This is a genomic window from Paenibacillus sp. TC-CSREp1 (genome assembly GCF_050171015.1).
In the GTDB taxonomy this organism is placed as follows: domain Bacteria; phylum Bacillota; class Bacilli; order Paenibacillales; family Paenibacillaceae; genus Paenibacillus; species Paenibacillus silvae.
Genome location: NZ_JBNOKM010000005.1, coordinates 343444 through 368374, shown reverse-complemented (window position 1 = coordinate 368374; position 24931 = coordinate 343444). Strand labels below are relative to the sequence as shown.

Sequence of the window (24931 nt, the reverse complement as noted above, 5' to 3'; positions counted from 1 at the left end):
TGTCCATATATTACTACATCGAAACACCCCGAGTTCCTTCCATTCAAAGAATAGTCACGATTCTGTATATACATACTTGGGTTATGAATATAGAGAGCAAGCATATCCTTGGAGAATTGCGCCTGTAATGTCACATACAAAAAATGACGAGAAAATAAACACTGGGGGTGTAATGTTGAGCCTGCTTCATGCTGCTGTTATTTTTCCTTTTGCGGCTGGATTCTTACTTGCCATGCTGCACAGATTGTTCCGTAACGTTCATCTGGGATGGGCGGTGCTGTTTGTACCGCTATCCTTATTCATTTATTTTATAAGCCAGATCTCTGCTGTATCAGAACGCCATGCCATTTCGGGTCAGATTCCCTGGATTCCGTCCTTGGACATCGGTTTTAATCTGTATCTAGATGGGTTGAGTTTACTCTTAGCGCTGCTGATCAGTGGAATCGGCATACTCGTTGTCTTCTACTCCATTTTTTATATGAGCAGAACAGAAGCTTTACAGCGGTTCTATCTCTACCTGTTAATGTTCATGGGCGCCATGCTTGGCGTTGTATGTTCAGATAATATGATCGTGCTGTATGGATTCTGGGAACTCACCAGCATTACGTCATTTCTGTTAATCGCATTCCATTACAAACGCAAAGCGTCAACCTCTGGCGCTCAGAAATCGTTCCTGATCACGGTCTTCGGCGGTTTCGCCATGCTGGCCGGATTCATGCTGATGTACCTCATGACAGGAACCTTCAGTATCCGTGCTACCATTACCGAGTGGGGCCATATTCAGGATAGCCCGCTTTTCCTGCCGGCCCTTGTGCTGATTCTGATCGGAGCCTTCACCAAATCGGCACAGTTTCCATTCCATATCTGGCTGCCCGATGCAATGGAAGCTCCTACACCCGTTAGTGCATACCTGCACTCCGCTACGATGGTTAAGGCCGGACTTTATGTTGTTGCCCGTTTCACCCCGATTTTTGGCGGACAGGGTCTCTGGTTCTGGCTTGTCACAGGTGTCGGACTGCTTACTCTGGGATATGGGTCATTCCTCGCCGTCAAGAAGACAGATCTCAAGGCCATTCTCGCCTATTCGACCATCTCGCAACTTGGTCTGATTATGTCCCTTTTCGGAATCGGATCTGCAGCTCTCTATTTCGGATACGGCGACTCTTCAGCAGTGTACACTGTAGCGATTACGGCTGGTCTGCTTCACCTGTTCAATCACGGAACGTTCAAGGCCGCGTTATTTATGGTTGTTGGCATCGTGGATCATGAGAGGGGTACACGCGATATTCGCAAGCTCGGCGGACTAGCGGCATTTATGCCCGTTACGTTCAGTCTCGCTCTCATCGGCTCGCTTGCCATGGCAGGTATTCCGCCCTTTAACGGGTTTCTCAGTAAAGAATTGTTCTTTCAAGCGATGGTGCAAATGACCGACCTGCGTATCTTCGGTCTTGGCTCCTGGAGCATTGTATTCCCTGTTATCGCCTGGTTAGCCAGCGTATTTACACTCATCTATGCTCTGATTATCGTGTTCAAAACATTCCTCGGTCGTAGCCGAAGCGAACTGCCTGCCGGGAAGCTGCATGAAGCCCCTGCAGGGCTGCTGATTCCACCATTCGTTCTGTGCATTCTGGTTATCGGCTTTGGACTCTTTCCAGATCTGCTCTCCGGGTCACTGATCGAACCGGCCATGGCTGCCGTTCTGCCTTCCCTTCTGAATGGGGATGAACGCTTTGATGTACATTTCTCTCTATGGCATGGCTGGACTCCTGAATTATTCATGACCATCGGGGTAGTTGTACTCGGAGTCATGTTGTATAAGCTGCTGCCACGATGGAGGAATATTTATGAGCACTACCCGCAAGGCTTAACGATTAACAACATGTATCATGTAGTGCTGGACAACGTACAGCATTATGCTCGCAAATGGACGGAAGCCTATATGAACGGCTCGGTTCGGAACTATCTGGTATATATTTTCTCATTCACGGTGGCACTGTTGGTCTATGCCTTCTTCCGCTCAGGACAAAATATTACCTGGAATGTGCAGGAGCATGCACCCTATTCCTTCTATGAGGTTGTACTGCTGCTCACCCTGATTGCAGCCGCCGTTTCGATTCCTTTTGCCAAAAACCGTTTGTCAGCGGTCATTATGACGGGAGCGGTCGGTTACGTGGTGACCTTGCTGTTTGTGCTGTTCCGAGCACCCGACTTGGCGCTGACGCAGATGATCGTGGAGACAGTATCCGTTGCACTCTTCCTGCTCTGCTTTTACCACCTGCCCGAATTACAGCGCGGCAAGTCAAGCCGTCGTTACCTCACTGTTAACATGATTGTGGCGATCTCTGTAGGCATCGTGATGACACTTGTCGCCCTCGCTGCAAGCGGAACGGTATCGCTGGACAGCATCTCCGCATTCTTTTTGCAGGAAGCCTACAGTTCGGCGGGAGGTAAAAATGTCGTAAACGTGCTGCTGGTCGATTTCCGCGGCTACGATACCCTGCTCGAAATTATGGTTCTTAGTGTAGCTTCTCTGTCCATCTATTCCATGATCAATCTGAATCTGGAAGCGAAGGATCTCGGTGCCAGGCTCAAATTTCGCAAAAAAGAAGAGAGAACCGATGAGGAACCCGAGCTCGATGATGAAGCAGATAATACAAGGAAATACGGAAATCGCGAGCGCAGCACATTGTCCTGGGATACGGTTCCTTTGCAAAGCAATGATGTGTTGCTTCAAACGACAACGAAGGTCGTCGTATTTATTATTCTGACGTTTGCGATGCACCTGTTCTTTGCCGGACATCATAATCCGGGGGGCGGCTTCATTGGTGGTCTTGTGACCGCAGCCGCGCTCGTGCTTATTGCTCTCGCTTTCAGCACAGATACGATACGCAAGGCGCTGCCCATTGATTTTCGGAGTTTAACCGCCATCGGTCTTGGCATCGCGCTGCTCACTGGCGCAGGTTCATTTCTGTTCGGTGCTCCGTTTCTAAGTCAGACGTTCGGATATTTCGAACTGCCTTTGCTGGGTGAGACCGAGCTTGCAACAGCTATGCTGTTTGACCTTGGCGTATACCTCGCTGTGCTGGGTGTCACCATGACTATCATTCTACAGATCGGGGAGGATCGTTGATATGGAGATATTGATGTGTGTAGCTGTGGGCATTCTGTTTGCGGTTGCCGTATTTCTAATCTTGTCGCGGAGCCTGCTCCGTATCGTGCTTGGCATGTCCATACTGACGCATGGCGTGCACCTGCTACTGATTACAATGTCACGTCTCAAGACCGGAGCACCTCCGCTGCTGGGAGAAATGGCTGAGAAATACGTTGATCCGCTTCCACAAGCGTTAATTCTAACGTCGATTGTTATTAATTTTGGACTGACTGCTTTCTTCTTTGTACTCTCCTATCGTTCGTATCTGAAGCTCAGAACAGACGACATGGAAGAAGTCAGGGGGCGGCCATATGAATAACCTCGTCGTTCTGCCCATTCTGCTGCCACTCATCTCAGGCGTGCTCGCACTACTGTTTTTCCGAAAAATACATGTACAGCGTTTCGTTAGTGTGATTGGGCTCCTGGCGACGGCCACCGCCTCTACCCTGCTCATTACACGCGTAGCACGGTCGGGTGTGATGACGCTGAACATGGGCGGCTGGGTGCCGCCATACGGTATTGTGCTTGTCGCTGATATGGTTGCCGCCCTGCTGGTTGTCGCTGCTTCCATTATTGCCCTGGCCTGTCTTTTCTACGCTTTCCGAAGCATTAACAAGGAACGGGAGCAGCATCACTTCTATCCGTTTTTTCATTTCCTGATTGCAGGTGTAAACGCATCGTTTCTGACAGGTGACTTATTTAATCTGTTTGTCAGCTTTGAATTGATGCTGATCTCCTCCTATGCACTAATCGTGCTCGGGGGCACAGAACGACAACTGCGGGAAACAATTAAATATGTATTAATTAACATCGTATCCTCTGCCCTGTTTGTCGCCTCGATCGGCTTCCTGTATTCCATTACAGGCACGCTGAATATGGCTGACTTGTCGGTTCGAATTGCCGAAGTGGGACAAAGCGGAGTTGTCACGTTGATTGCAGTTCTTTTCCTGATCGTATTCAGCATCAAAGCCGGTTTGTTTCTGTTCTTCTGGTTGTCCGGCTCGTATGCGGCGCCACCAGCTGTCGTTACAGCACTGTTCGCCGGATTGCTTACCAAGGTAGGCCTGTATGCGATTGTGCGTACATTCACGTTGATCTTCTATCATGATCCCGACTTCTTCCATGCCTTGATTGGCTGGATGGCTGGAGCAACGATGGTGCTGGGTGTCATCGGGGCGATCTCGTATCGTGACGTGAACAAAATTTTGATCTATAACGTTGTTGCCGGCGTTGGATTCGTTGCATTTGGCATGGCTGCGGCCAGCCGTTCTGCTCTGGAGGGTCTTCTGTTCTATATGCTGCATGACATGCTGATCAAAACCTTGTTATTCCTGCTTGGCGGGGCCTTGATTGCGGTAGCAGGCACATCGAGGCTCGATAACATGGGCGGGCTGATCCAACGTTATCCGGTATTGGGCTGGATGTTCTTCATCAGTGCACTTGCCCTTGCCGGGCTGCCGCCATTCAGCGGATTCCCGGGCAAGCTGTTGCTTTTCGAAGGTGGCTTCGAGGCCGGATTATATGGTCTGACCGGGATAGCAGTGCTCTCCAGTCTGCTGATGCTGTATTCCGTCTTGCGTATCTTCATTCAGGCATTCTGGGGCGAACCTCCTGCAGGGATGGCTAGACGCCCTTACGCGGTGAACGGCCTGCTGATACCTGCCGGTATTCTGTTTGCATTTATCATCGTCATGGGCTTGGGCGCTGAAGGCATGTTCCAGCTTACTTCCCGCGCAGGCGATATTCTGCTGCATCCCAATATTTATATTGATGCGGTATTGAAGGAGTAGATGTCTATGGCCTTTCAGATTGTACTCAATCTCATTATTGCTTTTGTCTGGATGTTTCTGAATAATTCGTGGAACGGCATTGGCTTTCTCATTGGATATATGCTTGGACTGCTCTTGATCGGAGGCATGCGTCGCTTCTTCCCGCAGCGCTTCTATATTGTAAGGGTATGGGCCATTTTCAAGCTGATCATCCTGCTGTTTAAAGAGCTTGTACGGGCAAGTATTGGTGTTATTCGCGAGATCATTAAACCAAAGCTGGATATTCGTCCCGGTATCTTCAGCTATCGCACCCAGCTATCCTCCGATTGGGAGGTTACCTTGCTCTGTCTGCTGATCTCGTTAACTCCGGGTTCGCTGCCGCTTGAAATTTCGGGCAATCAACGCAAGCTTTTTATCCACGCACTAGATATCAAGGACGAAGAGCGTATGAGAAACGACATTCAGAATACGTTCGAAAAAGCTATTATGGAGGTGACGCGTTAATGTTATCCTCACTGCTGTTTATCTCTCTGCTCATTTTGTCTCTAGCGATTCTGGCTTGTTTGTACCGCGTGCTTCGCGGCCCTTCCATGGCTGACCGGATCACTGCACTTGATACGATCGGAATCAACGTTATCGCGATTGTTGCTGTACTGTCGATGATGCTGCAGACACAAGCTTATCTGGATATTATTTTGCTGATTGGCATACTCGCTTTTCTGAGCACAGTTGCATTTGCACGGTATATTGAACGAGGGGCGGTGTTTAAAAATGAAGGAGATCGTTAGCATAACCGCTGAGACAGCGATCGGTCTGCTCGTACTGCTTGGTGCTCTGCTTAGTGCGCTTAGTGCCTTCGGAATCCTTCGCCTGCCCGATGTATATTTAAGAGCACATGCTGCCACCAAAAGCATGACGCTTGGTGTATTTTGTGTCCTGAGCGGTGCGTTTTTCTTCTTTTGGTATTTTGACAATTATATCAGTGCACGCCTGCTGCTCGGTATTCTGTTTGTTTTCATCACCGCGCCTGTGGCAGGGCATCTGAACGGCCGGGCAGCATATCGTACCGATGTGCCGCTCTGGGAGCAGAGTGTGCAGGATGAGCTGGAGCCATTATTAAAAGGCAAAAAGATGAATCATGAAGCAAAGGATATGATGGAGTAGTCTAAATGAATAGATTTACACAGTACACTCCGATGACAGAATAACCTTCCGATCGCTGTTATCCCCGGATTTTTTTGATTCCCTTTTCCAAAGGGGAAAATCCGGCGATAAAGGCGAAGCATATGCTTCCGATGTTAGCTTTCTTTCAGAAAGCTTTTAGCTTCGCTTCTCCAGGTTTTTTCTGTCCTCTCCGTTAATGTGTAAAAAATAATTCAACTTATGTAGACGTGAAAGTAAAAATAAAAGTAAAAAATCCCCCAAGGATCAAGCCGCCTATGCCGCGGTACATCCTTGGGGGATTTTCGATACCATTTAATGGGGTCAGTGCAGTTAGTCCATTAAAGTTAGAAGTATATGATGAGGATTAGTTCATTCTTTGCTGTGATCAAAAGCCGCTTAATCCTTGACGTTTCAGATCCGCAGCTACGATTCGTGCCAGCTGTGCTGCCCCTTGCCGGTTCGGGTGCAGACTGTCACCATTCATATACAAGGCGAGTGTTGCCGCTGGACCAATAGAAGTGAAGTAAGCTGAGCTCAGCTTATTCAAGTCCACAAGCGTAACTGCTTCTTCCTGTGCCAGTGCACGTGTAGAGGCGTTATACCAGCGATTCTCTGCCTGATGCACATTGGATGCATTAAAGTCAGTGGCCCGGCCTTGAGGGGTGGAGAGAACAACCGTTGCCCCTTTGCTCTTCGCCTTTCGCACCATATCCCGCATAATTTCTTTGAACTGCGCTTCGGTGGTATTGTTTTTGGCGTTTGTATCATTGATGCCGAGCTGCAAAATGAAGTAATCACCCGGTTTAATATATTTCAGAATAGCCTCCATCTGACCATCATCGCGGAATCCTCTGGCAATCTGCCCGCTTGTCGCCATATTACGTACCTGGAAGGTCGTATTATTTACATATGAAGGGAACAGCTGCCCCCATCCTCCTTGGACGCTGCTGCTCAGCGGATAATAGTTGCATACTGTTGAATCCCCGCCAATGTAAATCGTGCGATTCGTGACCGGCTGGCTGGACAGCTTGCGAATCTCAAGTGCACTCAGCGTAAATGCCGTACCTTCCTTGCCTTCAGTCACGAGCAGATTCAATTGCCCGTCTGTGATTGGAATTTGGAATTGATCGGTTGCGCCATTGCCCGTCATGTTCATGATCTGGTACACACCTTCTGCTGCCACACTGGCTCTGGCGGTGTTACCCAATATCACTTTAACTTCATACAGACCATTTGGCAGATCAACGTTAAAGGTGTTATTGCTTTTGGTACCAAACGTCAGGAATTGAACCGCATCACTTCGAACACCGCTGCCCGACGCCGATACATTTCTCATATTTGCCGGTGTATTGAAGCCGTAGCCCTTCGCGGACGTGTAAGCCTCTGTCGCTGATACCCCTGTATACCCGTTCTCTACCCCGCCTGCCCCAAAATCAAATTTGTACTGATCTGCTGCAGCTTCGGCAACCTGTCCACCATCACTACCAAATCCAACTGCGATCATACTTGTTGCAAGAACAGTACACAGCATCATTTTTAAAGAGGTTGACCATCTCACCTTTTACCGCTCCCCTCAAATTATAGATACTTCCATTGGTGCACTTCAAGCTTGCTCAAGCTGAACATCACACGACTTACAATACCTGGTCAAGCCAGTCATAGGCTTTGGCACCGCTAATCTCATGTCCACCGTCAAAATAATCCGCATCCAGCGCTTGCTCAGCCCCGGCATGTTTATAGATCTTTTTCAAACGTTCATGAGCCTCACGGGCCGAATGAAGCGGAAAAACCAGATCCTCACTGCCAATCTCCAGAAATAAAGGGCGTGGAGCAATCAAACCGATGATGTCAGGCAGCTCGGCTTCCTGCAAAATCCCGGGGATGTAGTTGTCAAGACAATGGTTGCGATCCAGAATGCTTCCATGGAACGTGCTTGCGTAACCACTGACAACAGCAACCTGACAACGCTCATCCAGTGCAGCTGTAAAGGCTGTAACCAATCCCCCGCCGGATATGCCCATGCTCCCGATCCGATGCGGGTCAACTTCGGGCCGAGTCGATAAATAATCCAACACACGTGTTGTTTCATACACCCGATGACCGGCGAGCGTTTGGCCTGCCATGAGCAGATGGACCGCAATCTTCGTGCAGGAGCTTGCTCCCGGCGGCGCATCACGATCCTCCTCCAGCCTGCGATCACCAAATCCAAGCAGCTCCGGCGCTGCAACGACATATCCCCGCTTCACAAGAGCAACCGCAAAGTCCTTGTGTAATCCGGGATCTCCAGCCCGCGGTGAACCGTCAGGTTCCATACCGCAGATTTCGCGGCTTCCATATCCATGTCCGTGACATGCTGCAATTGCAGGCAGCCCCTCCTCGGTAGCGCTTACATTGTCAGGTATCAAAAGATACATAGGCATTCGCAATCCTGCATAGGTTGTAATCTCCACCCGTTCACGGGTGTAACCGTCACATGAAACGCGCTCAAGCTGTACAGGATTTAATGCTGCTGCCACTGCTGGAAAATCCCCCAGTCGCTCCTGTACACGGTGACGCAGCTCCGTGCGCCATGTCTCCATAGACAGGTCTTCCTGATAAGCAGAACGGCCGCGAAATTGGGTTTGCTGCTGCAGATAAGATTCGATTTCGGACATTTGCGTGTCCCTCCTATGTGTGCTGGAATAATACAGCGTCTGATTTGAAATATTTGGTAACCTCAGTCTATTATAGTATCAGAAGAGACACCCGCGCTACCTCTAGTTTATTGCCTTACAGCAATTTTTCAACTCTGATGCTTCCTGTCAGCAATCTGGAGATGAGTACAGTGATGATAAAAATCCCCAGACTCAACGCTGCGTAACGGAAGTCAATAAAACTGAGATCTATTCGCGTGTAGTTTACCGCCGGGAATGCTGCAACGATGCCTATCAAAACCAGTATTCTGAACATTTTCAGTACCATCTCACTGCCATTGGTAGCCCACACAACTGCATTAGCCGCATACAAAAATGCAGCGATACATAACAAAATCGTTAGCGTTGAAGAGAGCAGATCAGCTGACCAGATCGACCTAAACCCTAATAAAGTAAATGCAACCCAGATTGTAACCCCGTTAATGACTGCCATTGTTACAGTGCGGATCAGGGCAAATGCCCATACGGCAAGCATTATTTTATCAGGTCGAGACACTACTGCCAGCAGAAAACCCAGGTTTTTTTCAGCTTTTTCCTTCGTGAAGAACTGCAGTACATGTGGAACACCCACATACAGTGCAAATACAAGTGCGGATGACAGGAAGCCAATCGCAATCAGTGAATGGGTGAACATTAAACGATGCGCTGGTGTTTCATTTAATGTATGAAGTAATGGGACAAGACCATCTATAGTCAAACCAAGACTTGCTTCCAGTTCTCCCAGCTGACCAATAATAAACACGAAAAAAATGCCCAGCATCAGCACCTGCATGGTCAATGATCGTTTCCAGTTGAGGGTTTGTACCTCTTTTCTTAACAAGGACAACAAATTAAAGTCTCTCCTTTCCCCAAGCGCAATTCGTTTAAAGCTTCGGTTAACGTCGTATAACAGACTGTTTTGTCGCCTTATAGAAATCCTCCAACGAATTCTTCTCCTTAAAAAACTCCTGCACCTCAACACCATGCTGCATCAAAAGCTGTAATGGCTGCTTGATAACTTCCGATTGTACTAAAAATGTTACGGACTGCCCGGCATGACTCAACATCATCATTCCATCCATATTTTTCAAAATACTCATGGTATGCTCTGGATTACTGCAGATTACTACGTAGCGTTCATTCGTCTCCGTTATCTCTTGTATTGCATGATTAGCTGCTATCTGACCTTGATGAATCATGATGACCTGATCCGCAATTTTCTCCAGATCAAATAATTCGTGAGAACTGATAAGTATCGAGGTTCCCTGCTCAGAACAGAGTTCACGAAGTTTGTCCCGCAAAAAAATTTTGGAGTCCGGATCAAGTCCGTTGAAAGGTTCATCCAGAATAAGCAGCTGGGGCTCGTGCACTAATTCACGTATAATCATAAGCTTTTGCTTCATGCCTTTGGAAAAACGCTCCACCTTCAACGAAGTTCTCAGCTCAAATTGTTGAATAAGCTTGTTGTATCGCTCTCGAATTCTACCCTTGTCTACCCCTCTGAGACGTGCAAAAAATTGAACATTTTCCCATGCCGACATTTCACCATACAGCCCGCCCTCGTCGAACACCATACCCATGCGATTCCTGCTCTTCTGACTCATGTTATAGGCCGACTCCCCGAAGATCATACAAGCCCCTGTGGTTGGTGGATAGAGACCGGCGATGCAGCGAATTGTCGATGTTTTGCCTGCCCCGTTCTCTCCGATTAAAGCGCAGACTTGTGCCGGGTGAATCGCCAGATTGATATTTTCAAGAATGATATTGCCTTGCAGATTCAGGTTTAAATTGCGTATCTCAATCATTGCAGATACCCTCCCTCCTAAACGGTACAACATCCAAATAATAGTATAATATTATGTATATTTCATGTAATAAACATCACTTTTTTTAATATAAATTCATTATTAATAAAAAAAGGATATTCCAGACCTCTGCTCAGGCTTCAGGAATACCCTTGTAATCTGATTATAGTTTTCGATGCGCTTCTATCTGGCCAGGGAGCCACCAGTTCCATCTCCCCATCAATTTCATCAAAGACGGAACAAGCACCAGACGGATCAGAGTCACATCAATAAACACGGCTGCCGTGATGCCGATGCCCAGCTGCCTTACGCCTTCTACTTCAGCAAAAGCAAACGGAACCGTTACAGCCAGCAGAATGCCTGCAGCTGATGTAATTAAACGCCCTGTAGAAGCCAGCCCCTGCTGAACAGCAAGATCGCTCTCCCCCGTCTGTCTGTAGACCTCCTGAATACGGCTTAGCATAAAAACACCGTAATCCATAGATATACCAAATACCAGTCCTGCGATAAATACCGGAATCATAATGGCAACTGCAGAAGCCTGCATCCCGAGATGACCTTCATTAAATACCCACACCAATATACCGAATGCAGCTGCAAGACTGAGCAGATTCATCAGAATTGCTTTTAACGGAATGAGCAGTGAACGAAAGGCCAGAAGCAGCACCAGATAATTACTTACGATTACAAATACAAGTACTTTCGGCAGCCGCTGAAAAACCTCCTGCATAATCTCATCCTGATAAACCGCCTCACCGCCGTAACGAACCGGAATACCTTGCGACCCGGCTGCCACATCAGCCGCTCTCGCCTGCCTAAGCCAGTCTTTGATCTTGTCTGAACCTGGCTCACCTTGTACAGCAATCGTCAATTGCATAAAGGAACCCGAAATATTCCATAAGGCTTGAACAGGTGTTACCTTTGAGTCCTGCTGCAGTTCATGTAATTTGATAGCAGCCAATTTGACATAAGAAGCTGTTAACGGTTGTCCTTTTTCACCTATTACGATATCGATGACCGACATCCGTGCCTGACCAAAATTGTGCTGTACCTGCTCCGCTGCCTGACGTGACTCCATTGTGGCAGGTAAGGAAGAGGCATCAGGAACCGCTAACTCCATCCGTGTGACCGGAAATACACACCATAATAAAAGCGTAGTGCCTGCTAGCCCCATCCATACGGGGTGTTTCATGACCATCGCTGACCAGCGATGCCAGAAGCTGCCTTCAAGCCCTGTCTTCACTGCTGATGGATGTGAACTGCTGTTTTTTAATAAAAAGCTTCTGAAGATCCGATTTGCATTCAGTGAAAGAATGGCAGGCAGCAGGGTGACATTTAACAGCAAGGACAGGATGAGTACGATGATGGCTCCAAGTGATACACTTAGAAACATGGGTAGTCTGATCCAGAGCAAACCCAGCAAACCGAGTAATACACAGGCAGCGGAGAACAATACGGCACGTCCGGCTGTGCGCAAGGTTTGCTGCAGCAGCTCGCGTTGAATCGCGCTGTCGCTCCTTAACTGAAAATGACCTTCTCTTGCATAAACTCGCTGCAGCTCTTCCCTGTACCTGCTCAAAATAATAAGCGCAAAATCAATGCTAAGCGCCATTCCGACCATTGGAATTACGTTAATAATAAAATTGGACAGCTCCAGATGATAACCAAGCAGAGCCGTAACCCCCATTGCTGTAATGACCGCACTGATGCCCATCATAACGGCAATACATGCCGCATAGAGCCCCCTGAATGCAGCACAGAGAACAATTAAAGCGATCGGCAGCCCGACCATCTCGGCCCGTTCCAAGTCCCGAAAGCTGAGGCGGTTCACATCCTGCTGCACGACATGCTTGCCAGTCAGTTGAATGGTTCCCGGCTCACGCCTCGGCTCGTCCGACCTAATAAGCTCACGCAATTGCTTCAATACAGCCCCTATTCGATGCGGCTCAACATTCATATGAAGCAGTGCGTAAGCCTGATCTTCATGCAGCATCCTGCCTTGGGTACGAGCATCCAGGGGAGAGATCACCGCGGATATGGCTGGCAAGGTGCGGACAGCGGCAAGAGATTCTGTAAGCCACTCCCTGAACACCTCGACCGAGATATCCGGTTGTTTGTGAAACAGCAGCACTATCGGATCAGGCGGCGAATCAAACTCCTGCTCCATGATCTGCTCTACAGCTTGCGCTTGCCCCTGAACCAGCTTTAATCCATGATCCTGAACAATATAAGGCAGCTTCCAAGCCCAGATGGCTGACATCCCGATGACAAACACCCAGCCGAGAATAATCAACCGTGGATATCGGCTGATGAGGGCAGCAAGGCTCCGATATCCCATACCGCAACTCCTCTGCAACCAAAATAAAATGATTCTGCGTTATGAACAGAATGACATGTGCTTTGTGTAGTACAAGTCTATTCCAGCTGAAACAGAATTATGTTTCTGACGAAACCCCGGAACACAAACAGCCCCATATGCATAACTGCACACGGGGCATCGTCTATTTACTATGTTAAGTCACCTGTCCTATTCTACTCGGGCCGAATGACGGTGAATCGCTCACCAAGCTTGGCATAATCATTACCCGCCAACCGACTGACCGGCTTCAAATGATCCATCAGAATATAACCTTTGTCCGCTCGGTAGACCTGTTCGCTGAAATGATACTGCACAATCCGCACCAGAAGCAGATCGGCCACAGGCAGACCTTCATCATTCGAAATTGGAATATGCTGATACAGCTTGCATTCCATACGAATCAAAGCCTCCTGAATTCCAGGTACAGAGACAACTGAGCTTGGAACCGTCGTCAGCCTGGTGCGTCCCAGCTCACTTTCATGGGGCTCCAGAATCGCTGCTGTCTCATTCACTTCATTAATGATATGCTCATCGCAAATATGCACCACCAGCTCATGATGTGCAATGATGTTACGTGCAGTATCTTTCATAATACCATTTTTGCGTCCGACCGAGATCGACAAAATCGGAGGATCAGAGCTGACCACATTAAAGAAGCTGAATGGTGCTGCGTTAATTACCCCATTATCGTCGGATATCGTAGTAACGAAGGCAATCGGACGCGGTACGACAGATCCACTCATCAATTTATAGTTATCTTTGGCTGTGATCTCTTCCGGGTTCAATGAATACATATGTAAATCCCCTTTCCTGCTGCTGATACGTTGAATATGTTCTTTTTTCTTCCTTCTTCATCGTTATTATATATGCATATGGAGCAAAAGAACAAAAAAAAACGATGGCATAAGTTTATCTCTCATAATATCTCATTCCGTTGCCTATACCCGCTTTCGGTCGCAAAACACGCGCTTCCTGCAATCACACATGGGCGAATGCCGCCATATGCTGATGGCAGAATACGATGACAGGAAGGATGTTCTTGATATGAATTACGGCTATTTCCCTTATGCAGGGTATTGCGGCTACGGTTATACCGACGAGCGGTCATTTCAATTGCCTCCGATCTTTCCCGGTGGAGGAAGTTTTCCAGGTGGTCAGACTCCGCCAAGCATTCCCGGGGGGCCAGGCTCATATCCTCCGATTATTCCAGGCGGCGGGGGCGGAACACCTCTCGGTCCTTATTTCCCGGGAACGGGTCCAGGTGGCGTACCTGCACAACTCGCCCAAGGGAATCTGCCCTCATTTCTGAGTGCGTATCCTCGTCCCATAGGTCAGCCGCCAGCGGAGATGATATTTTTATACAACCTGATCAAAAGCAGCCCCGGCCTGCTTCCACTCTTTATCCAGCAGCAGCCTCAGAGTCTGACTCAAGCGGTTCAGTTTGCCCAGACTGGCGCAGCCGCCCCTCGTAATCAGGAGCAGCGTGTACTGCAAAACTTCTGTTACAACCGCTGGTCTCTGGTATTTACCTATAATGATGTATATTTAATGTGGCCCGCAGTGAACCTGTTCGGCTTTGTCGTTGGTTACTTCTATCCGTTCCAGACTCCGGGCATTTTGTTGAATACGCAAATATTGTTTGCCTTATGTTAGAGTTAAACCAATTGAAGCTGCATAGAAATATGACGTTTATCACGTATCACTCCGATGACAGAATAACCTTCCAATCGCTGTTATCCCCAGATTTTTTTGGATTCCCTTTTCCAAAGGGAAAAATCCGGTGATAAGCGTATGCTTCCGATGCAGCTTTCTTGCAGAAAGCTTTCAGGCGACCGCTTCGCTTTTTCAGATTTTTTCTGTCCTCTCCGCTAAAGTGTAAATAAGTAGTTCACAAGCTTAACTTTACCGGCATATAAAAACCGCCCGCCTGGAATCCATGCGGGCGGTTCTGATTAAGCCTTGGCATTACACTACATCAGGAGTGTTCTGCTCAGGTTTACTTTTTCCAATCATAACGAAGTACAGGCCCAACGCTCCCAGATCCGCACAGGCGATCACAATGCCCATCGGCACAGCCGTATGCTCCCCTCCAAGTCCGACAAGCGGAGCCACGATGCCACCAAACAAAAAGGTCATGACGCCGATCAGTGCTGATGCACTTCCTGCCGATTTGGCCTGATTCCCCATAGCAAGCGCAAACGAAGCTGTGTTAATCAACCCGACACTGGAGACAACCAGAAATAACGGAATAAGTACAGTAAGCAGTCCGCCATCGGCCAGGATGGAGAGCAGCAGGGATGTTCCTCCAATGGCTGCTGTAATCAGACCCGCAATTAACAAACGTGTTTCCGATACTTTACCCGCAAGCCGTCCTGCAATCTGACTGGCAACAATAATGCCTAGTCCATTCACAGCAAAGCATACACTGAACATTTGCGGCGACACACCATATATTTTCTGCAAGACAAACGGTGAGCCCGATATGTAAGCAAACATGCCTGCTGCTGCAAAGCCTTGTGTAAGTGCGTACCCCATAAAACGGCGATCTCTGATCAGTTTGCCAAACGTCAGCAGTGTTTGCTTGAGCCCCCCGCTGGATCTTCGATGCACAGGCAGGGTCTCGCCCAAACCAAAGATCACCGTCAGAAGCGCCAGTACACCGATCAGACTGAGTAAAATAAATACGGCACGCCATGAAGCGTAGGCCAGCACTTGACCTCCAATAATCGGCGCCGCGATCGGTGCCACTCCGTTAATAAGCATGAGCAGAGAGAAAAAACGAGTCAGTTCAGGTCCTTCATACATATCTCTGACCACGGCACGGGAGATGACAATGCCAGCAGCCCCGGCCACTCCCTGAACAAATCGCAGTACAATAAATGAGCCCATCGTCGGGCTGACAAGGCATAATACAGACGCAAGGGTATACAGCACAAGTCCGGCAATAAGCGGTATTCTGCGCCCTCTTACATCACTTAACGGACCCGCAAGCAGCTGCCCAAGCGCAAGCCCGATCATACAAGCCGTTAAACTAAGCTGGGCATAAGAAGCAGACGAGCCAAATTCGTCCGCCAGGCCTGGCAGGGCAGGAAGATACATATCCAGAGACAACGGTCCGAATGCGGAGAGTGTCCCGAGAATGAGCGCCATCCTTATACGCCGCGGCGCAGCATGGGGCTGTAATGAAGCTGAATTACTTTTCATCCCAAAAACAATTCCTTTTCCTTCAAGTTGAGTTATTCTGCAATTTTCGTGTTTTTAGTTCTCTTGATCTTTCGTATTTCAGTTCTCTCCATCTTGCTTGTTTCAGTTCTCTCCATCTTGCTTGTTTCAGTTCTCTCCATCGCCTAACAATCGGAGCAAATTGTTTGGCAATGTAAATTGTTGATTATTGATAATAATACGGCGTAATTCTTCTTCGTCCCGCTCATTCTCGGCGTCTTTGATCTCCTGAATCTCCCGGTGCAGTCGTTCCATCTGATGATCCAGCGCATTGGCCGAATCGGCTGCATTTTTCAACTCTCTTGTTAAATGCTCAGGCACATCCTTGTTATATTTGTAAAAGATTTTGTGCTCAAGGCTTGCCCAGAAGTCCATCGCAATGGTACGAATCTGAATCTCCACACATGCGCGTTCCTCGCCATTGGACATGTATACCGGGACTTCAACGAGCAAATGCAAGCTCTGGTAGCCATTCGGCTTCGGATTCTGGATGTAATCCTTCACTTCAAGCACACGCAGATCACTCTGATTGCACAGCATATCCTTGATCCGGTAAATATCGGAGATAAATGAGCATGTAATCCGCACACCGGCAATATCTTTAATATTTTGCTTGATGCTTTCGAATGTCAGCTCATGGTTTTTGCGAAACATTTTATTCATGATGCTCTCGGGAGATTTCAGTCTCGACTTCGTATGTTCAATCGGACTGTAATCATGCAGTGACTGGAACTCCTCTTTGAGCACTTCGATTTTGGTTTCCATCTGATCCAGTGCAAATTTATAAATCATCATAAATCTGGTAATTTCGTATTTGAATTTCTTGAACTGGTCGATCGGATGTGGTGCATTCATCATCAGTTTCTTCCTTTCTTCTCACATGTCATCCATACCATTATAAATCATCTCACCCGAATAAACGAATTTATGGTCATGCAGCTTCCTGCGCATTAGAATTGCATTTTGATGAAGTCAGTAACATCACTGTATACTAGAAGGTGTTATTGTTTACCTGAAAGGACGGAACACGATGAAACAGAATTCACTCCAGAAGTACGCCATCCTGCTGCTTTGTATGTCTGCCGGTATGGCGGATGTCATTGGATATCTTGGACTGGGACACGTACTTACAGCCAATATGACAGGAAATATTGTACTGCTTGGCATTGCGGTTGGCCGTGCTCAAGAGTTTGTCGTATTGCGCTCACTGCTTGCGCTCCTCGGATTTATCGCGGGTAACGCCATCGCCGCCCATATGATCGGACATGTCAAAACAAAGAATGGCTGGTCGCCGCGAGTCACAGCCGTTCTAACCGTCGAAAGTATATTGCTTCTGCTGTTTGCCATTCTCATGATTAGCCCGCTTGCCGGACAATTCTCAACTCTTTTGATTGTGCTTGTGGCGATTGCAATGGGCATGCAGACTACAGCAGCGAGACGGATCGGCATCGCAGGCATCTCCACCACGGTACTTACCAACAATCTGGCCGCAGTTGTTGAAGATGCTGTAAGCATTTTTCACCGGATCAGACACGTCAATATTCGCTCATTAGCCAGATCGTTATCAGCAGACTCGTATCTGCGTGCAGGTGCGGTTGTGATCTACCTGGGCGGTGTCATTCTGGCTGCACTCCTTTTCCATCATATTCCAATGGTGGCTGTCTGGATTCCGGTACTTGTCGTTGCCGGAGTAACACTTCAAGCACACATCGCTGCCTGGGGCAAGGAGAAGTACTTGGCGAGCGATGCAGATAAGCACTAAAGGCTGTTACCGTTAAGATGACACGTGAATGAAACAGGCGAGCAGTGTACTGAACGTTCATTCCTGCTGCATCACAAGTGACTCCTGTCTGATCCACTGCACAAGCTGACTTGCGGCTGGTGACAGCTTCTCTCCTGCCCGTGTACAGATGGCTATCGTATTCTGAAGCTGCACGTCATCAACGAACACCCGAGAAAGCCTGCCTTGCTGTACATCGTCTCTCACAACAAGAGATGAGATGAAATTCGCACCATAACCTGCCTTCACTGCGCTGATCGTTTCATTCAACCCGTCGAATTGAAGCGCAATCCGCGGGGACGGCAGGTTATTGTTGGTGCACAGTGCAGCTAACCGTTCGCGGGTTGCACTGCCCTGCTCACGCATAATAAATGGCTCGGCCACCATCTGATGCAGCGGAATCGTTTGTCCCGCATAAGCATGATCCGGATGCACCACAAACCACATTTCATCTTCAAACAGCTTATCCCAATGTACCCCCGGATGGCTGACCCCACTCCCTCCATAGATTGCAATCTCTGCCTCGTAGCGCAGCAGCTGGTCAAATGCCATCTGTGTGTTGCTTGTGCTCACGATAATTTCCACATCTTCATGTGCCTGCTTGAAGCGGGCAATCCAGCTGGGTAGCAAAAAATTGGAGGGCAGGTACGTTGCCGACAAACGAATCAAACCTTTCCTGCCCTGGATCATATCCTCGACGAAATGCTCCACTTCCTGCTCCAGCATAAATAAACGCTCGGCATACGTTATTAATTGTGTACCTGCGTCTGTGAGCACCAGTTTTCGCCCTTCCGACACAAACAGCTGAATGCCAATCTCACGCTCAAACCGCTTTACCTGTGAAGATACAGCAGGTTGGCTAATGTTAAGCTCCTCCGCAGCCCGGGTAACTCCGCCGTAACGTACAATGGCGTGAAACAAGCGTAATCCATGCAGATTCATTTCTTTTCACCTCAACATATAACTTAATTATATATTTACATACAAATTATATATTTTATTTATACAAAAATCTCGATTATAGTTCAATTATAAGCAATCCAATATCAGCTAGTGGAAAGGAAGAGGTTAGATGAGTATGCAACATTGGAACAACAGCAGCCCTCAATCTGCGATATGGGGGCAAGTGGATGAGTATATGAACGAGCTGCTTATCCCAGAAGACAAAGCTCTGGAGGAGGCATTGCAGGCCAATGCCGAGGCAGGATTACCCTCATATGATGTCACGCCAAATCAAGGTAAATTTCTTCAATTGCTGCTGCAAATCCAGGGAGCTTCCCGGGTGCTGGAGATTGGCACATTAGGCGGATACAGCACCATCTGGATGGCCAGGGCGCTGCCGGAGCATGGACGAATTGTTACCCTGGAATCCGAAGCCAAACATGCAGCGGTTGCCGAGTCCAATCTGACCCGAGCCGGATTAATGCATAAAGTGGACCTTCGTACTGGACCAGCACTTGCAACCCTTCCCGATGTGAAAGAAGACTACCCTGAACCGTTTGATCTGATTTTTATTGATGCGGATAAACCCAGCAACCCGGATTACCTGAGATGGGCTTTACGCTTGACACGTCCGGGCAGCCTGATTATCGGAGATAACATCGTCAGGGACGGAGAAGTTATGCATGCTGCAAGCACGGACCCACGGGTTCAAGGCGTTCGAACCTTTCTTGAACATATCGGCAATCACCCTAGACTTGAAGCGGTAGCCCTGCAAACGGTAGGCTCGAAAGGCTACGACGGTTTTGTGATGGCACGTGTCACCGATGCTCCTCTGACAAAATAAACAGTGGTCAATTCTTCCGCAAATCTGCCTTTCCTGTTACACTTGAATCACTGCAAAGGCAGACTGGAGGGAATCACTTGAGAGCTTTACGACAGATACAGGTTGAGATTAGCGGATGGACCCGCAATATTCAGCTTTTCTTTCTGGCAAGTCTGCTGTATCAGATCGGAAACGGCATGTTCTCGGTCCTGTACAATCTGTACATTCAGGGACTGGGCTACGACGACACGATGAATGGTCAGATTGTCAGCATCCAATCCCTGGCTACAGCAATGATGTTTATTCCTATCGGCTTTAGCGGTGACAAGTTCAGCCGCAAAAAGCTGTTGATCATCGGAGCGCTGTTCAGCGGTATATTCCTGATCGGGCGATCTTTCGATTATTCTTCGAGTGGACTGCTCTGGTTCGCTGTGTTATCCGGCTTGTTTGCCAGCGTTTTTCAGGTGCTCGCCATCCCTTATCTCGCGGAGAACATCAAAAAAAGCCAGCGCCTCAAGATGTTCAGCTATTACTCATCTCTGGTGCTGGCATCACAGGTGCTCGGCAGCCTGGGCGGCGGGGTTCTTGCAGATTTGCTTCATTCGGCCGGAATGGCGAAGGTGACGAGCCTGCAAACGGTGCTGTTTCTTGGCGGAGCGGCAACACTTGCCGCCTTTATTCCACTGCTTTTTGTAAGTGAAAAACAGATGCCGTTAGCAGAGACAGACTCTGCGCGATTACGAACCAAGATACAGCCCTCCGATACCGGGCTTCAGGCAGAAGAAAATGCAAAGCATTCCGTAGTGTCAGCGAGTGATGAACGAGCCTTAAAAAGTCGGGATTCCAAGCTCATCGCTCAGTTTGTTATAACACAGCTGCTGATTGGCCTCGGCTCTGGACTGGTTGTACCGTATCTTAATCTGTATTTTACGAATCGTTTCGCGGTATCGTTAAGCGGCATGAGCATTCTCATTGCACTGGGTCAGATTATGACCATTGTTTCCATGCTGATTGGACCTACCTTGGCTGCCAGGGTAGGCAGTGTACGGGCTGTCGTTATTTTTCAGGTACTATCACTGCCCTTCCTGCTGTTAACCGGGTTTACAAACCTGCTTCTCGTTGCCTCTGTCAGCTTTTTGTTCCGGCAGGCACTGATGAACGCAGCCAATCCGATTCAATCCGCGATTCTGGTCGATCGGGTCTCGGACAAACGCCGCGGGATAGCCAACTCTATGATGCAGACTTCATTTATGATCGGTTGGGCAACGATGGGGCCTGTACAATCTTATCTGGTCACCACATACGGAACATACTGGGGATATGCGATCACATTCAGTATTACCGGGAGTCTTTACGTCATCTCCTCCTTGATGTATTTCTTCATGTTTAAGGAACCACGGCCATCCGCAGCTGCGCTTGACAGCAGAGCTTGATCGCAAGGCAAACGAAAAAGAGTATCCCCACTGTTCTGGCATGGGCGGGATACTCTTTGCTATTGCTTAGATGTTTAAATTTATATCGTTTTTATGCCTGGTTCTCTGCTAATTAGTGCTACCAATACTTAGGATTATAGATCAAAATAACGATACCCAGGGTCACGACTGCTGCCAGAACTACAAACGTGTAATATTTGGATCGATGCGCTGAATCCGGAGCTTGTTCATCATAATGATCCGAATTACGGCGATAAGAGCCCAGCCACAGATCACTTAACATGCCGCCAACAACTTTAATCAGGCGTTTAATCCAGTCCACATTCACGTCTCCCCTCTTAAATATTAACATTCCATATTAAGTATAATTATCCTTTTACCCTAAAACAAGTTAATGGACTTTTCCTGGTGCAGTTTGACGCTCCAGTTGTGTCAGAATAGTAAAGGCCTCCTGATTTGTGCTGCCGCACATCTCTTCCTCGGCCTGCAATCCGCTGCATACAGCAGGGCGATCCGGCTGTCCGAATATACGGCAGCGATTATCCTCCGTCAATTGTACACATCGCTCCCCGGCCGGTTTCCCTTCAGGCATACCAGGGATCGGTGATGAGATGGAAATGGCAATACAACATGCGGCACAGCCAGCCCTGCATTCCAATGATGCTCCCTCCTTCTATATAAGTTGAACTAAAGATTTTACACTAACCACTTCGATGACAGAACAACCTTCCAATCGCTGTTATCCCCAGATTTTTTCGATTCCCCTTCGCTCAACGGTTCACCCAAGTCCATGTTCGTGCCAGTCCTTGTGCAATTCTCAGATTCATACGCTCACTGGCAAAATACCCGCCATGACTTAGCGGATTCCAGCTCGTCGCCGGTCCGCCCACCCGAATCTCAATATCCTCCTTCACCGCAGCTGCATAAGCCGGGTCGATAGGACGCAGCGGATATCCTAAAATATCGTTTCGTTCATAAAAATTGATCCATTCGCCCTCAAGCCCGGGAAAGTGCTGCTCGGCTTGTGAGGAAGGCACTTGAATCGGCCTGCTAAAATCATCATAACGCAGGCTCCACAAGGGCAGCGTTGTACCAAATGTATAAAAATTAGTCAGTGTATCCCCGCGCTCCAACGCGGCATTTACATCCATGATTTCAGGAATGCGGCTGGAAGACGGATACTGCAAATCGTAGAAAAAATTACTCGCAATGACAGCCCCCAGACTATGAGCAATTACACAGAGCGGAGCTTCCGGTCCGTTCCGCTGTGCGAGTGCATGCATGGCCCGGCTCAACGTTCGATGTACCGCATCATAATTATGTCCCTGCTTCTCCACGGGCTGATACGCCACGGCATCTGCGAGATAGTGAATTACAAAACGGCGCAAAGCCTGATAGTTCAGTCCCGGCGAGCGAACCAGCTGTTGAAACAAAGCCTCTTCCCGTTCCTCGAACACGTCGGCCCAGAAGACGGGTTCAATATCCAGCAGCTGTTCGGCAGCGCCTGGCTGCACCATAACCCGATCCATTTGTTTGCTCAAACAAGTGATCAGCTTATCGGCATAATCCTCTTTTTGCATACCCAGTCCATGAATGACCATCACCGCTACCCGAGTCATGGCTTTCCTCCTTATCGATCGACTAGGAACACTATTTAAAATTGAATTTATTTGAAGATATAACTATTTTATCATGATATCTTTGGAAAATAACACTCAAACAACAAAAGGAACTGTGAATGATCACAGCTCCTTTTCCTTTTCCTTTTCGATAAAAGATAGACAATGCTTACCCTTTCAAATGCACCTTCAATACATCACTCTGGCCGGAAGTGACATCCCCTGTCAAAGTCTCAACCCGTTCCACCATATCCTGACCGTCTGGAACAATCACAGGTGTAATCAGTGGATATCCTGCATCTTCAATAACTTTACGATCAAATTCAAGCAGCTTCTGCCCTGCTCTCACGCGATCGCCTGTCTCCACATGCATAATAAAGCCTTCACCTTTCAGAGATACGGTATTAATGCCGACATGAATCAAAATTTGCAGACCGCTGGCATGCTCCAGAATGACTGCATGTTTGCTTTTAATGACATGGGCGACCTGTGCATCAAACGGCGCAACCACCTGATTACCCGAAGGTACAATCGCTATTCCCTCGCCCATCTGTTTCTCGGCAAATGCCGGATCAGGGACCTCTGCAAGCGGTACGGCTCTACCTGTCAAAGGCGCGATGATTTCAAGCGTGTTCACGGGTTCATTCCCTGCTCGCGTAGTTGTATGATTGCGCTCAGCCGTCTCTGTTCCAGCTGCTGTCTCTGCGGACACAGCGTTCTTTCCTTGTACTTCGGCAGTTTCTCCGTTCGCAGCAAGTCGGTCTTCTTTTCTCAGCCTCGCCCGTCCAAAAACAACTGTCAGCAGGAATGGCACGACCAGAACAATCGCCATGCCGATGAAGAAGACACCCCATTTATCCGGGAAAATGGACAGGAAACCAGGCACACCCCCTACACCGATCGATGTGGCCTGAACGTTGTTCATTGTCAGCAGTACCCCGCCGATTGCCGAACCGACCATACCAAAGATAAACGGATAGCGATAACGAATATTCACACCAAAGATCGCTGGCTCCGTAACCCCAAGGAAAGCGGATACGGAAGAGGTTGCCGCAAGCCCTCTCATTTTTTTCTCACGCAGCACCAGCATCATCGCAAGTGCCGCCGAGCCTTGTGCGATATTGGACAAAGCCAGCATCGGCCACAGAAATGTACCGCCCTGACTGCCAATCAGCTGCACATCGACGGCAAGGAACGTATGGTGCATCCCTGTAATAACAAGCAGTGCATACAGACCACCATAGATCAGACCACCGAGCGCAGCATACGAGTCATAGATGTAGATCAGGCCAGATGTGATCGCGTTTGCAATGGCAAATGTAACCGGGCCTATAATCGTAAAAGCCAAAAATCCGGTAACCAGCAAAGTCACGGGTGCGACAACCAGCAGTTTGATCGAATCATGCACCCTTTTGTTCAGGAAAATCTCCAGCTTGGCCAGCAAATAGGCCGATACCAGTACAGGCAGCACCTGACCCTGATAACCGATCTTTTCAATCTCCCAGCCAAACAGATTCCAGGTCGGAACCGTACCTTCGTTCACCGCATTAGCGTAGCCATAAGCACTCAGCAGATCGGGATGAACCAGGATGAGACCCAGCACGATCCCGAGCAGCGGACTGCCGCCGAACCGTGTCACAGCTGACCAGCCGATCAGAGCTGGCAGGAACGTAAAGGCTGTGCTTGCAATCGTGTTAATCATGGAGGCAAAGTCTTTCCAGGCCGGATACACATCCACCAGAGATTTGCCATCAAAGAAAATGCCTGGACCTGTCAAAATGTTGTTTATTCCAAGCAGCAGACCCGCGGTGATAATGGCCGGCAGGATCGGAATGAAAATGTCCGAAAGCGTTTTGATCGCACGCTGCAGCGGATTTTGCTTTTTGCCAGCAGCCGCCTTCACTTCATCCTTGGAGGAACGCTCCCCGCCCGTAATCTGAATCATCTCATCATACACTTTATCCACGAGTCCTGGGCCGATAACGACCTGAAATTGACCTTGGGAAGAGAACTGCCCTTTGACCAGCTCATTCTGATCAAGCAGTTCTGTATCTACCTTATTCTCGTCGTACAAAGCAAACCGAAGTCGTGTTACACAATGGGTTGCCGCCTCAATGTTTTCTTTGCCACCAACGGCACGCACGATCTCTTCGACCTGTTTTTTATCCATTGCCATAGTGTCACTTCCTATT

At 48.4% G+C, this 24931-nt stretch carries 23 protein-coding genes; 10 read left to right on the top strand and 13 right to left on the bottom strand.

Annotation, left to right across the window (positions count from 1 at the left end):
• Positions 1–175: 175 nt before the first annotated feature.
• Genes ACQSGY_RS10165 through mnhG form a run of 6 tightly spaced genes read left to right on the top strand, consistent with a single transcriptional unit; the run spans position 176 to position 6084 of the window.
• Positions 176–3130, top strand: a complete 2955-nt coding sequence (locus ACQSGY_RS10165; protein WP_427051815.1) for a Na+/H+ antiporter subunit A — start codon at positions 176–178, stop codon at positions 3128–3130.
• 1 nt (position 3131) lies between these two features.
• Positions 3132–3470, top strand: coding sequence for a Na(+)/H(+) antiporter subunit C (locus ACQSGY_RS10160; RefSeq protein WP_090920602.1), 339 nt, complete (start codon positions 3132–3134; stop codon positions 3468–3470).
• On the top strand, positions 3463–4941 hold the full coding sequence (locus ACQSGY_RS10155; protein WP_427051792.1) for a Na+/H+ antiporter subunit D: 1479 nt from the start codon (positions 3463–3465) through the stop codon (positions 4939–4941). Before ACQSGY_RS10160 ends, ACQSGY_RS10155 begins: the two co-directional genes overlap by 8 nt.
• 6 nt (positions 4942–4947) lie before the next feature.
• Positions 4948–5424 carry a Na+/H+ antiporter subunit E gene (locus ACQSGY_RS10150; protein WP_111272654.1) on the top strand — a complete coding sequence of 159 codons (477 nt, stop codon included), beginning with the start codon at positions 4948–4950 and terminating at the stop codon, positions 5422–5424.
• The gene (locus ACQSGY_RS10145) at positions 5424–5708 is read left to right on the top strand and encodes a Na(+)/H(+) antiporter subunit F1 (protein ID WP_110896037.1); all 285 of its coding nucleotides are present in this window, start codon (positions 5424–5426) and stop codon (positions 5706–5708) included. The genes ACQSGY_RS10150 and ACQSGY_RS10145 overlap by 1 nt, the downstream gene beginning before the upstream one ends.
• Complete coding sequence (gene mnhG, locus ACQSGY_RS10140; protein WP_111272653.1) at positions 5692–6084, top strand: monovalent cation/H(+) antiporter subunit G; 393 nt, start codon at positions 5692–5694, stop codon at positions 6082–6084. The genes ACQSGY_RS10145 and mnhG overlap by 17 nt, the downstream gene beginning before the upstream one ends.
• Before the next feature lie 385 nt (positions 6085–6469).
• Here mnhG and ACQSGY_RS10135 read toward each other — a convergent pair whose 3' ends face one another.
• The 6 genes from ACQSGY_RS10135 to ACQSGY_RS10110 form a co-directional block, all read right to left on the bottom strand.
• Complete coding sequence (locus ACQSGY_RS10135; RefSeq protein ID WP_427051791.1) at positions 6470–7588, bottom strand: rhamnogalacturonan acetylesterase; 1119 nt, start codon at positions 7586–7588, stop codon at positions 6470–6472.
• 130 nt (positions 7589–7718) lie between these two features.
• A complete protein-coding gene (locus ACQSGY_RS10130) occupies positions 7719–8738 on the bottom strand; it encodes an alpha/beta hydrolase family protein (RefSeq protein WP_427051790.1) in 1020 nt (339 codons plus the stop codon).
• Between the two features lie 115 nt (positions 8739–8853).
• On the bottom strand, positions 8854–9603 hold the full coding sequence (locus ACQSGY_RS10125; RefSeq protein ID WP_427051789.1) for a hypothetical protein: 750 nt from the start codon (positions 9601–9603) through the stop codon (positions 8854–8856).
• A gap of 49 nt (positions 9604–9652) precedes the next feature.
• On the bottom strand, positions 9653–10561 hold the full coding sequence (locus ACQSGY_RS10120) for an ABC transporter ATP-binding protein (protein WP_427051788.1): 909 nt from the start codon (positions 10559–10561) through the stop codon (positions 9653–9655).
• Positions 10562–10724: 163 nt separating this feature from the next.
• Positions 10725–12899 carry an MMPL family transporter gene (locus tag ACQSGY_RS10115; protein ID WP_427051787.1) on the bottom strand — a complete coding sequence of 725 codons (2175 nt, stop codon included), beginning with the start codon at positions 12897–12899 and terminating at the stop codon, positions 10725–10727.
• A 194-nt stretch (positions 12900–13093) separates the two neighbouring features.
• Positions 13094–13714, bottom strand: a complete 621-nt coding sequence (locus ACQSGY_RS10110; protein ID WP_427051786.1) for a flavin reductase family protein — start codon at positions 13712–13714, stop codon at positions 13094–13096.
• Between the two features lie 250 nt (positions 13715–13964).
• Between ACQSGY_RS10110 and ACQSGY_RS10105 the strand changes: the two genes are divergently transcribed.
• Complete coding sequence (locus ACQSGY_RS10105) at positions 13965–14573, top strand: hypothetical protein (protein ID WP_427051785.1); 609 nt, start codon at positions 13965–13967, stop codon at positions 14571–14573.
• A gap of 312 nt (positions 14574–14885) precedes the next feature.
• Here ACQSGY_RS10105 and ACQSGY_RS10100 read toward each other — a convergent pair whose 3' ends face one another.
• Together ACQSGY_RS10100 and ACQSGY_RS10095 are read right to left on the bottom strand one after the other, a co-directional pair.
• Positions 14886–16124: a multidrug effflux MFS transporter gene (locus ACQSGY_RS10100; protein ID WP_427051784.1), complete on the bottom strand. Its 1239-nt coding sequence runs from the start codon at positions 16122–16124 to the stop codon at positions 14886–14888.
• A gap of 126 nt (positions 16125–16250) precedes the next feature.
• Entirely contained in the window at positions 16251–16997 is a 747-nt protein-coding gene (locus ACQSGY_RS10095) for a GTP pyrophosphokinase (RefSeq protein WP_184191058.1), read from the bottom strand.
• A 175-nt stretch (positions 16998–17172) separates the two neighbouring features.
• On the opposite strand from ACQSGY_RS10095, the gene ACQSGY_RS10090 reads away from it, so the two are divergent.
• The gene (locus tag ACQSGY_RS10090) at positions 17173–17904 is read left to right on the top strand and encodes a YoaK family protein (RefSeq protein ID WP_427051783.1); all 732 of its coding nucleotides are present in this window, start codon (positions 17173–17175) and stop codon (positions 17902–17904) included.
• A gap of 57 nt (positions 17905–17961) precedes the next feature.
• On the opposite strand, the gene ACQSGY_RS10085 is transcribed toward ACQSGY_RS10090, so the two are convergent.
• Positions 17962–18864, bottom strand: a complete 903-nt coding sequence (locus ACQSGY_RS10085) for a LysR family transcriptional regulator (RefSeq protein WP_427051782.1) — start codon at positions 18862–18864, stop codon at positions 17962–17964.
• A 136-nt stretch (positions 18865–19000) separates the two neighbouring features.
• On the opposite strand from ACQSGY_RS10085, the gene ACQSGY_RS10080 reads away from it, so the two are divergent.
• Both ACQSGY_RS10080 and ACQSGY_RS10075 read left to right on the top strand, forming a co-directional pair.
• Complete coding sequence (locus ACQSGY_RS10080) at positions 19001–19708, top strand: O-methyltransferase (protein WP_427051814.1); 708 nt, start codon at positions 19001–19003, stop codon at positions 19706–19708.
• A 77-nt stretch (positions 19709–19785) separates the two neighbouring features.
• The gene (locus ACQSGY_RS10075) at positions 19786–21120 is read left to right on the top strand and encodes an MFS transporter (RefSeq protein WP_427051781.1); all 1335 of its coding nucleotides are present in this window, start codon (positions 19786–19788) and stop codon (positions 21118–21120) included.
• 118 nt (positions 21121–21238) lie between these two features.
• Here the strand turns inward: ACQSGY_RS10075 and ACQSGY_RS10070 are convergent, their stop codons facing one another.
• From ACQSGY_RS10070 to treP, 4 genes are all read right to left on the bottom strand, one after another.
• Positions 21239–21442, bottom strand: a complete 204-nt coding sequence (locus ACQSGY_RS10070; RefSeq protein ID WP_427051780.1) for a hypothetical protein — start codon at positions 21440–21442, stop codon at positions 21239–21241.
• Positions 21443–21511: 69 nt separating this feature from the next.
• Positions 21512–21778: a YkgJ family cysteine cluster protein gene (locus tag ACQSGY_RS10065; protein WP_427051779.1), complete on the bottom strand. Its 267-nt coding sequence runs from the start codon at positions 21776–21778 to the stop codon at positions 21512–21514.
• Between the two features lie 112 nt (positions 21779–21890).
• Positions 21891–22739: a chemotaxis protein gene (locus ACQSGY_RS10060; protein ID WP_427051778.1), complete on the bottom strand. Its 849-nt coding sequence runs from the start codon at positions 22737–22739 to the stop codon at positions 21891–21893.
• Positions 22740–22908: 169 nt separating this feature from the next.
• The gene (gene treP, locus ACQSGY_RS10055) at positions 22909–24915 is read right to left on the bottom strand and encodes a PTS system trehalose-specific EIIBC component (protein ID WP_427051777.1); all 2007 of its coding nucleotides are present in this window, start codon (positions 24913–24915) and stop codon (positions 22909–22911) included.
• Positions 24916–24931: the final 16 nt, after the last annotated feature.

Coding starts and splice junctions, on each gene's coding strand:
- ACQSGY_RS10160 (WP_090920602.1), top strand. CDS start 3,132: ATGGAGATATTGATGTGTGTAGCTGTGGGCATTCTGTTTGCGGTTGCC.
- ACQSGY_RS10155 (WP_427051792.1), top strand. CDS start 3,463: ATGAATAACCTCGTCGTTCTGCCCATTCTGCTGCCACTCATCTCAGGC.
- ACQSGY_RS10150 (WP_111272654.1), top strand. CDS start 4,948: ATGGCCTTTCAGATTGTACTCAATCTCATTATTGCTTTTGTCTGGATG.
- ACQSGY_RS10145 (WP_110896037.1), top strand. CDS start 5,424: ATGTTATCCTCACTGCTGTTTATCTCTCTGCTCATTTTGTCTCTAGCG.
- mnhG (WP_111272653.1), top strand. CDS start 5,692: ATGAAGGAGATCGTTAGCATAACCGCTGAGACAGCGATCGGTCTGCTC.
- ACQSGY_RS10135 (WP_427051791.1), bottom strand. CDS start 7,588: ATGATCGCAGTTGGATTTGGTAGTGATGGTGGACAGGTTGCCGAAGCT.
- ACQSGY_RS10130 (WP_427051790.1), bottom strand. CDS start 8,738: ATGTCCGAAATCGAATCTTATCTGCAGCAGCAAACCCAATTTCGCGGC.
- ACQSGY_RS10120 (WP_427051788.1), bottom strand. CDS start 10,561: ATGATTGAGATACGCAATTTAAACCTGAATCTGCAAGGCAATATCATT.
- ACQSGY_RS10115 (WP_427051787.1), bottom strand. CDS start 12,899: ATGGGATATCGGAGCCTTGCTGCCCTCATCAGCCGATATCCACGGTTG.
- ACQSGY_RS10110 (WP_427051786.1), bottom strand. CDS start 13,714: ATGTATTCATTGAACCCGGAAGAGATCACAGCCAAAGATAACTATAAA.
- ACQSGY_RS10105 (WP_427051785.1), top strand. CDS start 13,965: ATGAATTACGGCTATTTCCCTTATGCAGGGTATTGCGGCTACGGTTAT.
- ACQSGY_RS10100 (WP_427051784.1), bottom strand. CDS start 16,124: ATGAAAAGTAATTCAGCTTCATTACAGCCCCATGCTGCGCCGCGGCGT.
- ACQSGY_RS10095 (WP_184191058.1), bottom strand. CDS start 16,997: ATGAATGCACCACATCCGATCGACCAGTTCAAGAAATTCAAATACGAA.
- ACQSGY_RS10090 (WP_427051783.1), top strand. CDS start 17,173: ATGAAACAGAATTCACTCCAGAAGTACGCCATCCTGCTGCTTTGTATG.
- ACQSGY_RS10085 (WP_427051782.1), bottom strand. CDS start 18,864: ATGAATCTGCATGGATTACGCTTGTTTCACGCCATTGTACGTTACGGC.
- ACQSGY_RS10080 (WP_427051814.1), top strand. CDS start 19,001: ATGCAACATTGGAACAACAGCAGCCCTCAATCTGCGATATGGGGGCAA.
- ACQSGY_RS10060 (WP_427051778.1), bottom strand. CDS start 22,739: ATGACTCGGGTAGCGGTGATGGTCATTCATGGACTGGGTATGCAAAAA.
- treP (WP_427051777.1), bottom strand. CDS start 24,915: ATGGCAATGGATAAAAAACAGGTCGAAGAGATCGTGCGTGCCGTTGGT.